Raw genomic sequence first — 13,739 nt, forward strand, 5'->3', positions numbered from 1 at the left:
CCGCGTCGCGAATCATGCGCATGCACATGTCCATGCCATCGCACCCTAGGCCGGAACCCCGTGTTCCGACAGACGCACAAAGTCGGTGATAGGGCCGTGCTATCGCGACTTGCCATCATCACAGCCGCCGCACAGACGCCGACACTCACCGTACGACCGACTGACTCATCCCCCACACAAGGAGTCATCGATGAGAAAGCCCATCTCTGGTGTCGTGGCGGCGTCGTTAGGCCTCAGCCTGGCAACTCTCGCTCTGGGTACGGCAGTTCCCGCATCCGCCGCACCCACGCCCGCGACCTCCGTGACCACCGCGAAGGCCGCGTACGCCGGGTCGGCCGAGGACACCGCCGCCAACAAGGCCTTCTTCGAGGCCGTGCTGAAGTCCGTCGCGGAGAAGCGCGCCGCGAACCCGCGCTCGGCCGCCGCCGTCACCGTCATCTACAACGCGTCCCGTGCGCCGTCCTTCAGCGCCGAAATAGCCCGCTCCACCTCGATCTGGAACAGCTCGGTGACGAACGTGAAGCTGCAGTCGGGCTCGGCGTCCGCCGCCGACTTCACCTACCGCGAGGGCAACAGCTCCCAGGGCTCGTACGCCTCCACGGACGGCCACGGCAGCGGTTACATCTTCATCGACTACGCGCAGAGCCAGCAGTACAACCCGACCCGCATCACCGCCCACGAGACGGGCCATGTGCTCGGTCTGCCGGACCACTACTCCGGCCCGTGCAGCGAGTTGATGTCGGGCGGCGGTCCCGGCACGTCCTGCACCAACGCCAACCCGAACGCGACCGAACGCTCCCGCGTGAACCAGCTGTGGGCCAACGGACTCGCGAAGGCCCTGCGTTAGTCCCCCGGTAGCTCCCGGTAGCTCCCGGTAGCTCCCGGTAGCTCCCGGTAGCTCCCCGGCAGTTCCCCAGTAGCCCCCATCCCCACCCCCCACAGGCGCGGGTCGTCCCTCTGCACGGGGGCGGCCCGCGCCCCCCTTCGTCCCGTCTCCTACTTGTGCGGTGACGTGACCGCCCTCGCCGCCGCCACCTCCTGCCGCAGTGGCTCCAGCACGCTGTCCGCCGGTCCGCTGAGGTCCGTACGCACCGCGTACAGCGTCTCGACCCGGCGCAGTCCGTCCGACAACTCCCTCAGCTGGAGGACTACTTGGGTGATCTCGGTGTCGGACGGCGGCTTGGCGCCCTGCTTGATGTGGACCCGGGCCGCCGTCGTCGCGTCGACGATGCGTTCCACCGCGACGACCAGGGGCCACCAGGCCGCCGCCCGCCGTCCGGTGGGCGGTGGTTCGGTCAGGGCCCGCTGGAACTCCGTACGGACGACGGAGAGATCGCGGTACAGGCGGCGCCGCATCCGGGCCCGTGCCGCGCCCTCGGTGTCCGGGCGGAACGCCGACTCCACATAGCGTGCCGTGTCCGCGACCGCGTCGGCGAGGCGGTCACCGACGCGGGTGTGCCAGCTCTCCGGCCACAGGAGGTACCCGGCGACGAGGGCGATCCCGCACCCCATGAGGGAGTCGAGGAGCCGGGGCAGCAACAGGGCCGCGCCCTGGTGGTTGAGGACGTCGGAGAGAAGGAGGATCACCGGGGTGATGGCGGCCGTCTGGTAGCCGTACCCGCGTGGCGTCAACGCCGGGATCAGCGTGGCGAGGAGAAGGACCACGGGTACGTCCCACCAGCCGCGCGGCACCTGGACGAGCACCGCCGCCGCGATCACCAGCCCCGCGACCGTGCCGAGGGCGCGCAGGAACGCCCGGGAGAAGACGGAACCGAAGTCGGGCTTCAGGACGAAGGTGATGGTCAGCGCGACCCAGTACGACCGCGGCACCGGGACGATCGAGACCAGCACCTGCGCGAGGCCGATGCACAGCGCGAGGCGCAGTCCGTAGCGCCAGGAGTCACCGGACGAGGCGACGTCGCGGGCCGCGCGGACGGTGCGGGCGCGCAGGGTGGCCGGCCGGCCGAGACGGTCGTCGTCGGCGGCGGTGCGCAGGTCGGGGGAGCGGCTGCCGACCACCTCGGCGGTGTGGCGCAGCGCCTGTTCGACGGCGCGGGAGGTGTGGTCGGCGGGGGCGGGGATGTGGAGTCCTGTCGGACCCGTGTAGCCCGTCTCGACGGCGTCGGCGAGGTGGCGGACCGCCTCCGGGACCTCGGGCGGCAGCGGGCGGCCGGCCTGGTGGGCGGCGGGGGCGGCCTCGACGACCGGCGTGATGGCGTTCAACTGGGCGAGCAGCCGCACGAGTTCGGGGCTGCGGCCGTGGTGGCGGGCGCGCCGGGCGAGGACGAGGTCGTACGACTGGTTGAGGGACTGGGTGACGGCCTGCCGGGCGTCCTCGTAGCCGTCGGTGGTGCCGGCGGCGAGCAGTTCGGCGACCTTGCGGTAGGTCTGCGCGACCGCGGCCCGTTCCGGCACCCCCGACCGCAGCGGCCAGGCGAGCAGGGCCAGCACGAGGACGAGCAGCCCGCCGCCGGACATCAGCGCCGGCGCGAGCCACCAGGCCCCCGGCAGCGGCAGCCCGGCGCCGATCACGGAGTTGAGGAGCAGCAGCAGTCCGGACACGGAGGCCACCGCGCCGATCGTCGAGATCATCCCGGAGACGAGGGCCACGCAGGTGACGGCGGCGACGGCGGCCCAGCCCCGGCCGTACACGAGCGAGCCGAGGGTGACGCCGAGGGCGCCGAAGAGCTGGGGGATCGCGATGTTGATGATGCGCATCCGGTACGCGTCGGCGGTGTCCCCGATGACGCCCGAGAGGGCGCCCATCGAGGCCAGAGCGCCGTAGGCGGCGTGGCCGGTGGCGAGGCCGACGGCCAGGGGCAGCGACATGGCGATGGCGGCGCGTGCCACGGCGGGGCGGTTGACGGGCGGGGCCGGCTGGGGCCGGAGATTCCGCACCAGCCAGTCGGGAGGCGTGAGGCCGATGGGGAACTCGCGGGACATGGGCCCATTATCGCCGTACGGCGTGTTTCCGGACGGGCGCGTCCGCGCTGGTGGAGGGCCGGGTCATGGGGCCGGGTGAGGGGCCGGGTCGATCCGCGTCGCCAGGAAGTCGGCCAGGGCCCTGTTGAACTCCGTGGGGCGTTCCAGGTTGGGCAGGTGGGCCGCGTTTTCGATCACGTGGAGCGTGGAGTCGGGGAGGGCCGTGTGCATGGCCTCGGCGTCGGAGACCGGGGTGAACTCGTCGTCGGCGCCCACGACGACCAGGGCCGGGACGGTGAGTTCGGTCAGCAGGGGGCGGTAGTCGGGGCGCTGCGCACGGCCCCGGAGCGCCGCCGCCGCGCCCCGGGGGTCCGTGGCCGTCATCATGCGGTGGACGTGGGCCTTGACGCTCGCGTCGGCGTACGGGGCCACCATCTTCTCCAGCACCTCGTCGGCGTATCCGCCCATGCCCTCGGCGAGCAGACGGTCCGCCGTCGCGTTCCGGGCGAGGTGGCCCTCCGGTGTCTCGGGTGCGGGGAAGGTGTCGGCGAGGACGACGCCCCGGACACGCTCCGGGAAGCGGTCGCAGCACTCCATCACGATCTGGCCGCCCATCGACAGCCCGGCGAGCACGCACGACTCGACCTGTGCCTCGTCGAGCAACTCCTCGATGTCCTGCGCGAACCGCGAGAGCGGGGTGGCGGTGCCGAGGGTCGCCGGGGAGGTGCCGTAGCCGCGCAGATCGGGGGCGATGACCCGGCGGGTGGCCGAGAACGCCTCGATCTGCGGGTTCCACATCGTGTGGTCGAAGGGATGGCCGTGAATGAGGACAAGAGGTATGAGAGATGCATTAGGAGCAACAGCCGCAATAGGTGTAATGGGTGCAGGGGATTCATAGGGCGCAATAGGTGTGAGAGGGGTAAGTGGGGTCATGTGGACGACCCTAGGTCCATCCAACTCCTCGGTGCAATAGGATCTTTGCGCTCGGTGCAATGTAGGAGAACGGGTACGGGGGATACATGGACGACTACCGACGCCTCGCCGACCGGATAGCCGACGACATCGCCACCGGACGGCTCCGCCCCGGCGAACGGCTGCCTCCGCAACGGGCGTTCGCGCGTCGGCGCGGGATCGCCGGGTCGACGGCCGGGCGGGTGTACGGCGAGCTCGTGCGGCGTGGACTGGTCGTCGGGGAGGTCGGGCGCGGCACGTTCGTCCGGGCCGCGCCGCACGCGCCGGGCGGGCGCGCGCTCGCCGAGCCGGCGCCGAGCAGCCAGGCCACCACGGTGAACCTGGAGCTCAACTATCCCTCTGTGCCTGGCCAGTCGGAGCTGCTCGCCCCGGCGCTCGTGCCTCTCCTGCGCCCCGACGTGCTCACCGAGGCGCTGCGTCCGGCGCCCGCCACCGGTACCGCCGGGGCCAGGTCGGTGGTCGCCGGGCTGCTGGCCACCCCGGGCTGGCGGCCCGACCCCGACGGCGTCCTCTTCACGGGCAACGCCCGGCAGGCGATCGCCGCCGCCCTCGCCTCCATGGTCCGGCCGGGCGGCCGGGTCGGCGTCGAGGCGTTGACGTACCCGCTGGTCAAGGAGATCGCCGTCCGCCTCGGCATCACCCTCGTCCCCCTGGCCATGGACCGGGACGGCCTGCGCCCCGACGCCCTCGCCGCAGCCCACCGCACGGCTCCCCTGTCCGCGCTGTACGTCCAGCCGACGCTGCACAACCCGACGTCGGTGACAATGGGCGAGCGGAGGAAGCGTGAACTCGCGGGTGTGATCCGGGAGTTGGGTGTGCCGGTGGTGGAGGACCGAATCTGGTCGTTCCTCACAGAGATGTGCGAGCCCCTGGCCGCGCACGTCCCCGAACTGGCCCATGTCGTCGACGGGTTGTCCAAGCGGGTCGCCCCCGGCCTCACCGTGGGCTTTCTCGTCGTACCGCCGGACCGGGCGGAAGCCGTGGCGGCGGCGGTGCGGTCGGGTGGGTGGAGCGCCGGGCGGTTCGCGCTGGAGGCCGGGGAGCGGTGGATCGAGGACGGGACCGTGGCGCGGCTCGTGGCCGCCAAGCGGCTGGACGCGGCGCGTCGACAGCGGCTGCTGGCACGGGAGTTGGCGGAGTTCGGGGACGCGGTGCGGTCCGATCCGTACGCCTACTACGCCTGGTGGGAGCTGCCCGCGTCCTGGCGTGCGGACACCTTCACGGCTGCCGCGGCGGTGCACGGCATCGCCGTCACACCGGGAGACGCCTTCGCCGTGGGACCCCAGCGGGCGCCGGACGCGGTCAGGCTCGGGCTCGCGTCGGCGCCGGAGGCGGATTTGGAGCGGGCGTTGCGGATGCTCGCTGCGATCGCGCGGCGCGGCCGTGCCGGTCGGTGACCCTTGGTGGGGTGTGTGGCGTCGCCGTGGGTCCGCAGCGGTTGCCGGATGCCGTCAGACTCGGGCTCGCGTCGGCGCCGGAAGCGGAGCTGGCGCGGGCGTTGCTGATGCTCGCCGTGATCGTGCGGCGCGGCCGTAGCGGGCGGTGAGCCACATGCCGAGGGCGACGGTGAGGCCGAGGGTGAGGAGCAGCCAGGAGACCGTGCGGAGGGTGGCCGTCAGGGCGTCGTAGACGGCGCCTGCGGCGGGGGCTGAGACGCCTGGCGGCAGGTCGGCGAGGGTGAGGTGGCGGGTGATCACGAGCGCGACGCCGAGCAGCGCCCCGCCGAGCGCCGTACCGAGCGCGGTCGCCGTGATCGCCCGGCGGCGCCGGACGGCGAGTGCGATGCCGGCGACGGCGAGGACGCCGGCCGTCACCGGAAGCCAGAAACCGGCGACTTCGAGCACGCGAAAACCCTTCCGGAGCGGTACGAGGTCCTGCGCGGGCAGGACCGCGACCTCGGTGTGCGCGACAGGGATGTGGCTCGCCAACGGAACATGGTCGGCGGTGAGTTGACGCTTGACCTGGGCGGTGACGGGGGCGAGGTCGATGGTGACGGCGCCCTCGCCGCCGTGACTGCCGTATCTGCCGTAGCGGTCGCCGGGGCGTTGTCTGTCGGGGCCGTTTCGCAGGGCGTGCAGCACCGCCTCGTGGGTGGCGCGGTTCGCCGTGTCCCAGGCGGTGCGGAAGGCCTCGGTGCGGGTGAACGAGTGCACCGCGTCCTGCACGAAGTGGTTCACGGTGCCTTCGAGCGGGCCGACGTCGACCGCGTGCACGATCCCGGCGCCGACGTTGTCCGCGATGGCGTCCTGGACGTACGGGTTCCTGGCGAGCGGCGCCATCGTGGTGACGTACCGGCCGGTGTCGGCGAGCCCGTACGCCGCCCAGGCCGAGAGCGCGCCGAAGGGCAGCAGGAAGCACGCGAGGGCGGTGAGGACGGCCGACAGGACACTCCGGAGACGGTGAGACACCCCTCCAGGCAAAGGCCCCGGGGCGGGAAACGCGAGCCGGTTGACCGCGGATGACTGCATATGGGGGTGCGGGACAAGCCTCCGAGGTGGAGCCTCCGGTGGAGCGTTCACCCGAACGGGTGTTTCCTGGTTTTGGGGAGAAGGAGGCCGATCATGCCCACCACTCCAGCCCTGCGGACCCTGACCGCGGCCCTGTTCACCGGCGGAATCCTGGCCGCCGTACCCATCGGCACGGCGATGGCCGCCGTACCGGCCGGCTCCGACGGCTCCGGGGTCCGGGGCACCGTCGTCTCCGCCGGCGAGCTGAACCTGCGGCAGCAGCCCACCACCGACTCGCCCGTCGTCGGGTGGCTGTCACCGGGCAGCCACGGCCGCGTCGAGTGCGCGGTCGTCGGACAGACCGTGCGCGGAAACCCGCACTGGTACTGGCTGCCCGGCGTCAACGCCTGGGCGAGCGCCGTCTTCATCGACACCGGCGGTAGGTCGGTGCCCAGCTGCACCGACCCGTGCCCGGAGTGGAAGGACGACAGCCACGGCCACGGCCACTGGAGCGCCTCGGGGACGTGGAGCTTCAACTGGAACGTGACCTGGGACGTCACCTTCGGCTGAGGTCGCTCAAGGTCGCTCAAGGTCGCTTCTGATGACCTTCGGCCGGGATCAGCTCACCCGGTGACCGGCCGCGTCCTCGCGCGTGTAGTAGCGGTAGAACAGCACCGCCGACACGGACGCCGCGACCACCAGCGAGTTGCCGCACGACCGCAGCACACTCGCCCCGGTCTGGCTGTACAGGAACCCGAACGCGACCCCGGCGAACGCGCCCCACGCCACCGCGTGCGACTCGCGCGCCAGTCGCGGCGCCACCGCCCGTACGCCGACCAGCACCGCCATGAACGCCAGCGCGCTCACGAAGCCGAAGAGGACGTTCCAGCCGGTGATGGGACCGCCGCCGCGCCGGTTGGCCGCGGCCCAGAAGCCGTAGACCAGCCCGAGTACGACGGGCAGTGCCCGGTTCGCGGCCAGGTGGGCCCGGGCGCTGAAGATGTCGGGAATCCTGGCCTTGCCGGGGATGCCGGACGTTGCTTGAGCCATGAGAGTGTTCCTCTCTCCTCGCCCCCGCCCTCCAGAGCACACCTGGAGAGGCCCGCTGGCAAGTCGACAGGGGTGGACGGCCGTGTTTCGCTGGGTGCCATGAAGCCGGAGGGCCGGGCGGGGGCCGTGGGCACGGACGAGGGCCCCGCCTTCTCGGCGCCCCTCTCCGCCGGGCGGCGCGGGGCCGGCTGGGTGCCGCCGCTGGTGCTGCTCGTCGTGATCGCGGTCCTCGACTGGAACACCACCGGCGAGTTCCGGATCATCTCCTGGATCGTGCTGGTGCCCGGGATCGCCGCCGCGCTGTGCCGGGTGGCCGGCACGGTCGTCTTCGCCGCCCTGTCCCTCGGCACCTACGTGTTCGTCGACGGTGCCTGGCCGCACCAGTACCAGACCGGGCTGCCCGACTTCATCCTCGTCGGCCTCGGCGGGGTCCTCGCCGTCCTCGCCTGCGTGGTCCGGCTGCGCGGTGAGCGGCGCATGCTGCACATGCGGGACGTCGCCGAGACCACCCGCCGTACGGTGCTGCGCCCGCTGCCGCCGGTCTGGGGCGGCCTCGACCACGCGGCGGTCTATCTCGCCGCCGACGCCGTGGCCCGCGTCGGCGGCGACTTCTACGACATCCAGCCCGGCCCGTACGGCACCCGGGTCCTCATCGGCGACGTCCAGGGCAAGGGGCTCGGCGCGGTCGAGGCGGCGGCGGCCCTGCTCGGCACGTTCCGGGAGGCCGGGTACCACGAACCGGCGCTCGCGGCGGTCGCGGAACGTCTGGAGGTACGGATGCTGCGGCACATCCGCTACCGGGCGGCCGTCGGTCGGGACGACGGCGACCGGTTCGCCACGGCCGTCCTCATCGGCTTCCCCGAGGAACAGCGGGTGGCTGCCGACGGGCTCGTCGCCGGGGTCGTCGTCGAGGTCGTCAACTTCGGGCACGAGCCTTCCCTGATCGTGTCACCCGACGGGGTACGGAGCCTGCCGCCGGGGGACGGACTCCCGCTCGGGCTCAGCGAGTTGACCTCCGGCGACGGCGGGCTGCCGTCCGTCGTCCGGGTGCCGCTCGGCGCCGTGGAGACCCTGCTCCTCGTCACCGACGGTGTCACCGAGGCCCGGGACGCCGGCGGCACCTTCTTCCCGCTGCGCGAACGCGTCGCCGACGCCGTCGCCGTCGATCCGCGCGTCGCCGATCCGCAGCGGCTGGTGGCGTTCGTACGGGACGGCACGCTGCGGCACTGCGGTGGGCGTCTCGCCGACGACACGACGGTGTTCGCGGTGCGTGCGGCTGAGGGTGCGGCGGACGGTGCGGCTGACCCCGGGTCAGGTACAAGCCGTCCATAGAGGGCGATAGCCGTACCGCCAATGCCCCTTCGCAGTCGCACCGGTTACGGTGCTGTCTAGGGATGTGACGGACGTGAAGGAGGTGAGGGGGGCGACCATGAGTGGATCAACGGGTACGGCGGGTACGGCGGGTACAGCGGGTTCGATGGGTTCGATGGGTTCGACGACCGGGACCGCGTTGCTGCTCGCCGCCTCGCCCGTGGGTAAGGGCTGCCTGGTGGACGCGGCGTCCGTGCTGCCCGTTCTCGCCGCAGTCGCCCCCGCCGTGCTGACCGGCACCGACACGGCGAACGTTGTCGAACTCGCCGACCCGCTGGAGCCGCAGGCCGTGCTGACCCGGCTGCGCGCCGCCGCGGTGGCCCCGGGGCCGCTCACCGTGTTCCTCACCGGGCAGCTCCAGCTCGACCGCAAACAGCACCTTCCGCATCTCGCCCTGGCCCGCACGACGCCCGCGACGGTCCGCTACACCGCCTTCCCCTGGCACTGGATCGCCGAGGAGCTGCGGTTGCGGGCGCCGGGGACGACGACCCTGTTCCTCGACCTGCATGCCGATGCCGCCGCGTGGCAGTACGTCACGGGGCGGGCGTTCGGTGCGGGGCGGGGGGTGAGCGTGTACGGGAGGGTGGCTCCGCCGCCGCCTCGGCGGGTGGTGGCCGTGCCGGCGTACATGAAGACGGTCGCGACGATTCTGCGCAGTGGGTATCGGCCCGAGGCGGGGCGGTTGCATCAGGAGGCGCTCGGGCGGTTGTCGTCGGAGGGGGCGGCTTACGGGGATGTGGTGTTGGCGTGGGACGCGGTGGTCGGTGCGGATGTGAACGCCGGGGTGGTTTCGCCCCCGCCGCCCCTACCCGTCCCATCCCAGGGGGGCTCCGCCCCCAGACCCCCGGGTGCGGGTGGGTGGGGGGTGGATCGGCCCGAAGGGCCTCGTCCTCAAACTCCCCCAGAGGGGGGACCCCCAGACGGGCTGGAAATGCCGGGCGGCGCCGAAGAGATGCCCGGCGAAGCCGCGCAGGTACCGGGCCCAGCCGCGAAGGCGAGCCCCGCCGAACCGGCGATCCCGGTCGAACCGTCGGTCCCCGCCGAACTGGACGGCCCGGCAGCACAGTTGGGGTCAGCCGAAGCCGCGCCCGGCTCAGCCGGACTGTCGGCCCCAGTAGCAGGCGCACCGCGTCGGCTTGCCGTCGTCAAGGATGTTGTCGAGGACGTCGTCGAGGACGGTGATCCGCACTCCTTCATCGCCTCCGCCGTGCGGGCCGGGCGGCATGGGGACGCCGATGCGGTGGCTGCTCAGTGGGAGCAGGCCGCCTGTCGGGCTTACGGGGTTGCCTCCGAGGAGGCGTTGCACTGGACCGAGGTGCGGGCCGATCTCGCGATGTTCGCCGGGGATCCGGCCCGGAGTTGCCGGGTCTGGCTGGCTGTCGCCGATGCGCGGCTCGGGGCCGGGCAGGCGGCGGACGCGCCCGCTGTCGAGGCGGCCGTCGACCGGGCCCACCACCAGTGGACGAGCCTTGGTGGGAGCGCCGACGCGCATGAACTCGGGCCGGTGGTCGTCGAGTTGAGGCGTCGGGTACCCGGCCGGCGCGAAGGGGCCGTACGGCATGCCGAGCGGCAGCTGGAGCGGCTGGAGTCGGCCCAGCACGTGCCTGGTTAGGCCGGCGACAGCACAGCCAGCGCCCCCGACACCAGTGTCCGTACCCCGGGCGCGACCGTCGACAGGTCCGGTGCGAACAGCGGGCTGTGGTTGCTCGGTACCGCCGCGAGCTTCGCCATCAGGTCGTCGCCGCCCTCCGCCGCGTTCCACACCGCACCTGGTGTGGTCGTCACGAACCAGTAGGCGTACGGGAGTTGGTCCGTCGCCAGGTGGGCGAAGTCCTCGCTGCCCATGGCCGGGCCGGGGTCGAAGACCGTGCCCGCGCCGAAGACCTCCCGGTGGACCGAGGCCACCCGCTCGTCGAGCGTCGCGTCGTTCACCGTCACCGGGAAGGTCGCGCCGACCTGGATCTCCGGCTCGCGCGGACAGCCCGCCGCCAGGCACTCGCCCTGGGCGATACGCCTGATCGAGGCCAGCATGCGGTCCCGTACGTCGGTCGACTGGCTGCGCAGGTTCAGGCCGATACGGGCCGTCGCCGGGATGATGTTGTGCCGGGTGCCCGCCTCGATCACGCCGACCGTCAGGACGGCGGAGTCGCGGGCCGCGATCTCGCGCGAGACGACCGTCTGGAGGCGCGTGACGATGTACGCGGCCGTCACCACCGGGTCGACCGTCGTTTCGGGGCGGGAGCCGTGGCCGCCCCGGCCGTGTACGACGATGTCGACGTCCGTCGATGCCGACATGATCAGGCCGGGGATGTGGGGGTAGAGGCCTGCGGGGCCCGGCGCCGCGTGCTGCCCCAGCAGTGCGTCCGGGCGCGGGAAACGCTCGTACAGGCCGTCCGCCAGCATCGCCCGCGCGCCCTCGCCCGTCTCCTCGGCGGGCTGGCCGACCAGCACCAGCGTGCCTCGCCAGGTGTCGCGGCCCGCGGACAGGGCCTGGGCCGCCCCCGCCAGCCAGGTCACATGCAGGTCGTGGCCGCAGGCGTGCATCACACCGGGGACGGTGGAGGCGTAGGGGAGTGAGGTTTCCTCCGGGACCGGGAGCGCGTCCATGTCGGCGCGGAGCAGGACCGTCGGGCCCTCGCCGTTGCGCAGGACGCCCACGACGCCCGTACGGCCGACGCCCTCCGTCGTCTCGTACCCGGACTTCCGGAGCGAGTCCGCCAGCCGGGCCGCCGTGCGGTGTTCCGCCAGGGACAGTTCCGGGTGGCTGTGCAGGTCGCGGTAGAGGTCCTCCAGGGCCGGGACCGGGAGGTCGGCGGTGAGGTCGAGCGCGGTGCGGGCGGCGGGAGAGATCGGAGAGGTCACGGAGGCAGCGTATGTCTCCGACATGTGGGACCGGTCACTCGTTCGGCCGCGCACCCACGGCCGTCCGCAGCCGTCGCTGATATCCACGAAGGAGGGGGCCGGCAGCACCTGATCACCTACCGAAGGAAGACCACCCATGGTCACCACCACCCGTGCCGGCAGCGGCACCGGTCTCGCCATCGACTTCACCCAGGGGCTCGACGACGCCTGGTCGAAGATCGCCACGTTCGTGCCGAAGCTCGTCGCGTTCCTCATCATCCTGGCCATCGGCTGGTTCGTGTCGAAGGTGATCGCCCGCGTCCTGGACCGCGTCCTGCGCAAGGTCGGTTCGGAGAAACTGGCCGAACGGGCCGGTACCGCACGGTTGTTGCAGGACTCCGCGTACGACCTGACCGGGATCGTCTGCAAGATCGTCTACTACGCGCTGATGCTGATCACGCTCCAGCTCGCGCTCGGTGTCTTCGGCGCCAACCCGGTCAGCACGATGATCAACGGCATCGTGGCCTGGCTGCCGCGCGGCATCGTGGCTGTGGTCCTCATCGTGGTGGCGATGGCCATCGCCAACGCCGTGCGCGGGATCGTCGCCGGCGCGCTCTCGTCCGTCTCGTACGGGCGTACGGTCGCCACCGTCGTCTGGGGCTGCATCCTCGCGCTGGGCGTCATCGCCGCCCTCGGTCAGGCGGGCATCGCCCGTGACGTCACCCGGCCGGTGCTGTACGCGGCGCTCGCCGTGGTCGTCGGCATCCTGGTCGTCGGGGTCGGCGGCGGCATGATCGCGCCGATGCGGCAGCGCTGGGAGCGGATGCTGACGGCGGCCGAGCGGGAGACCGTGACCGCCCGGGGCAGTGTCAGCGCCTATCAGGCGGGCCGCGCGGACGCCCTCGGCAACCAGCCGGTCCGGGAACGGACCGACCTGCCGCCGCGTACGAACGACATGTAGGACGAATCAGCGGGTGTGGTGCCGCCGGTGGGACGGCGCGGGGGAGCTCTGGTCCCACCGGCGGCTGCTCAGGACGGCCCGGGCTTCACAGCAGACCCGGGCGTCACGGACCCTGGTGTCAGAACGCGGGGATGGCCGACGCGGCGCGGCTGTCGGCGTTCCGGGCCTTGTTGATGTTGCTCTGCAGGTTGCCGGTCAGCGGGAAGTTGGCGTCGCCCCACTTGGAGTTCCACAGCGCGTTGCGCGGCGCGTCGGCCATGTTCTCCATGGTGACCAGGGCCGGCCGGTCCCAGCCGCCGTCGCCCCAGGCATGCGCCACCTCGCCGGACTTGGCGAAGCGGAAGGCATGCGTGCTCGCGCCGTCCTTGTGGTAGACGATCTTGACGCGGTTGCCGTCCATCGGCACCTCGTTGATCGGGTGGGTGCTGTAGCCGCCGTGGCGGGAGGCCGCGAGGTAGCTGGGCCGCTCGTCGCCCTGCTTCTGGAAGACGACGACGGACTCCCAGTCGTGGCGGTGACCGAAGGCGTCGGCTCCGTTGAGCGTCTGGTCCTTCTCGAAGTAGAGCCCGTACACGTACGCGCACCAGCCGTTCTTGCACCAGCTCTGCGAGTACGTGTTGGCCTTGCCGAGGTGGTTGGTCCGGCAGCCGCCGGTGATCGAGCCGCTGTTGTTGAGACCGCCGTTGAGCCTGCCGCTCGCGTCGACGGCCGCCGCGGGGAAGCAGCTGTCCGTGTCGTAGTCCCAGACCGGCTGGTACTTCTTCTGGAAGGTGCTCGCGTTCTCCGGCAGGGGGGTCAGGATCGCGGCGGACGCGCTCGTCGAGATACCGACGGTCAGTGCGCCGGCGCTGAGCGCGACGAGCGCGGCCCGGCCGAGCCGGGACGTCCTGCTGCCGCGCGTCCTGCCGCTGTGCGTGGATGCCTTGAACATGTGCGGGTGCTCTCCACTTGGTCGTGCCGGGAATACGGCTCGGTCGTGCCGTGAAGTCCGGCGTGGCGGGACCGACACTGGCAGCCGGAAAGTTGACTGGCACCCCTCTCACCGGGCCGTTCAATTCCGTCGTCGGGAGTTCGTGTTCACCGCCCCGTCCGTTTTCCTTGTGAACGGGTATGGCGCTCGGACCGTTTTCCCCTGTGATGTGACTCCTGTGCCGTATGGGCACGGGGATGGGGAG

At 72.1% G+C, this 13,739-nt stretch carries 12 protein-coding genes; 6 read left to right on the top strand and 6 right to left on the bottom strand.

The features are described 5' to 3' along the window. Nucleotides 1-190: 190 nt before the first annotated feature. Nucleotides 191-847, top strand: a complete 657-nt coding sequence (snpA, locus tag ACW4TU_RS22910) for a snapalysin (protein WP_457416397.1) — start codon at nt 191-193, stop codon at nt 845-847. Between the two features lie 149 nt (nt 848-996). Here snpA and ACW4TU_RS22915 read toward each other — a convergent pair whose 3' ends face one another. Both ACW4TU_RS22915 and ACW4TU_RS22920 read right to left on the bottom strand, forming a co-directional pair. After that, complete coding sequence (locus ACW4TU_RS22915; protein ID WP_457416400.1) at nt 997-2,943, bottom strand: FUSC family protein; 1,947 nt, start codon at nt 2,941-2,943, stop codon at nt 997-999. Nucleotides 2,944-3,006: 63 nt separating this feature from the next. Then, the gene (locus ACW4TU_RS22920; protein ID WP_457416403.1) at nt 3,007-3,720 is read right to left on the bottom strand and encodes an alpha/beta fold hydrolase; all 714 of its coding nucleotides are present in this window, start codon (nt 3,718-3,720) and stop codon (nt 3,007-3,009) included. Between the two features lie 221 nt (nt 3,721-3,941). On the opposite strand from ACW4TU_RS22920, the gene ACW4TU_RS22925 reads away from it, so the two are divergent. Then, nucleotides 3,942-5,291 carry an aminotransferase-like domain-containing protein gene (locus ACW4TU_RS22925; protein WP_457416405.1) on the top strand — a complete coding sequence of 450 codons (1,350 nt, stop codon included), beginning with the start codon at nt 3,942-3,944 and terminating at the stop codon, nt 5,289-5,291. Nucleotides 5,292-5,345: 54 nt separating this feature from the next. Here the strand turns inward: ACW4TU_RS22925 and ACW4TU_RS22930 are convergent, their stop codons facing one another. Next, entirely contained in the window at nt 5,346-6,302 is a 957-nt protein-coding gene (locus ACW4TU_RS22930; protein WP_457416408.1) for a hypothetical protein, read from the bottom strand. Between the two features lie 153 nt (nt 6,303-6,455). Between ACW4TU_RS22930 and ACW4TU_RS22935 the strand changes: the two genes are divergently transcribed. After that, complete coding sequence (locus ACW4TU_RS22935; protein ID WP_457416411.1) at nt 6,456-6,911, top strand: SH3 domain-containing protein; 456 nt, start codon at nt 6,456-6,458, stop codon at nt 6,909-6,911. 48 nt (nt 6,912-6,959) lie between these two features. On the opposite strand, the gene ACW4TU_RS22940 is transcribed toward ACW4TU_RS22935, so the two are convergent. After that, entirely contained in the window at nt 6,960-7,391 is a 432-nt protein-coding gene (locus ACW4TU_RS22940) for a hypothetical protein (protein WP_457416414.1), read from the bottom strand. 99 nt (nt 7,392-7,490) lie between these two features. On the opposite strand from ACW4TU_RS22940, the gene ACW4TU_RS22945 reads away from it, so the two are divergent. Both ACW4TU_RS22945 and ACW4TU_RS22950 read left to right on the top strand, forming a co-directional pair. Continuing rightward, a complete protein-coding gene (locus tag ACW4TU_RS22945) occupies nt 7,491-8,723 on the top strand; it encodes a PP2C family protein-serine/threonine phosphatase (protein ID WP_457416417.1) in 1,233 nt (410 codons plus the stop codon). 154 nt (nt 8,724-8,877) lie between these two features. Next, nucleotides 8,878-10,374, top strand: a complete 1,497-nt coding sequence (locus ACW4TU_RS22950; RefSeq protein ID WP_457430252.1) for a hypothetical protein — start codon at nt 8,878-8,880, stop codon at nt 10,372-10,374. Here the strand turns inward: ACW4TU_RS22950 and ACW4TU_RS22955 are convergent. Next, nucleotides 10,371-11,648: an amidohydrolase gene (locus ACW4TU_RS22955; protein WP_457416420.1), complete on the bottom strand. Its 1,278-nt coding sequence runs from the start codon at nt 11,646-11,648 to the stop codon at nt 10,371-10,373. The genes ACW4TU_RS22950 and ACW4TU_RS22955 overlap by 4 nt on opposite strands. Before the next feature lie 112 nt (nt 11,649-11,760). Here ACW4TU_RS22955 and ACW4TU_RS22960 point away from each other — a divergent pair, with 112 nt between their 5' ends. After that, nucleotides 11,761-12,564, top strand: a complete 804-nt coding sequence (locus tag ACW4TU_RS22960; RefSeq protein ID WP_457416423.1) for a mechanosensitive ion channel family protein — start codon at nt 11,761-11,763, stop codon at nt 12,562-12,564. Between the two features lie 118 nt (nt 12,565-12,682). On the opposite strand, the gene ACW4TU_RS22965 is transcribed toward ACW4TU_RS22960, so the two are convergent. Then, nucleotides 12,683-13,495, bottom strand: a complete 813-nt coding sequence (locus ACW4TU_RS22965) for an NPP1 family protein (protein WP_457416426.1) — start codon at nt 13,493-13,495, stop codon at nt 12,683-12,685. Between the last annotated feature and the right edge of the window lie 244 nt (nt 13,496-13,739).

The sequence above is a fragment of the Streptomyces kryoterrae genome (genome assembly GCF_054072135.1).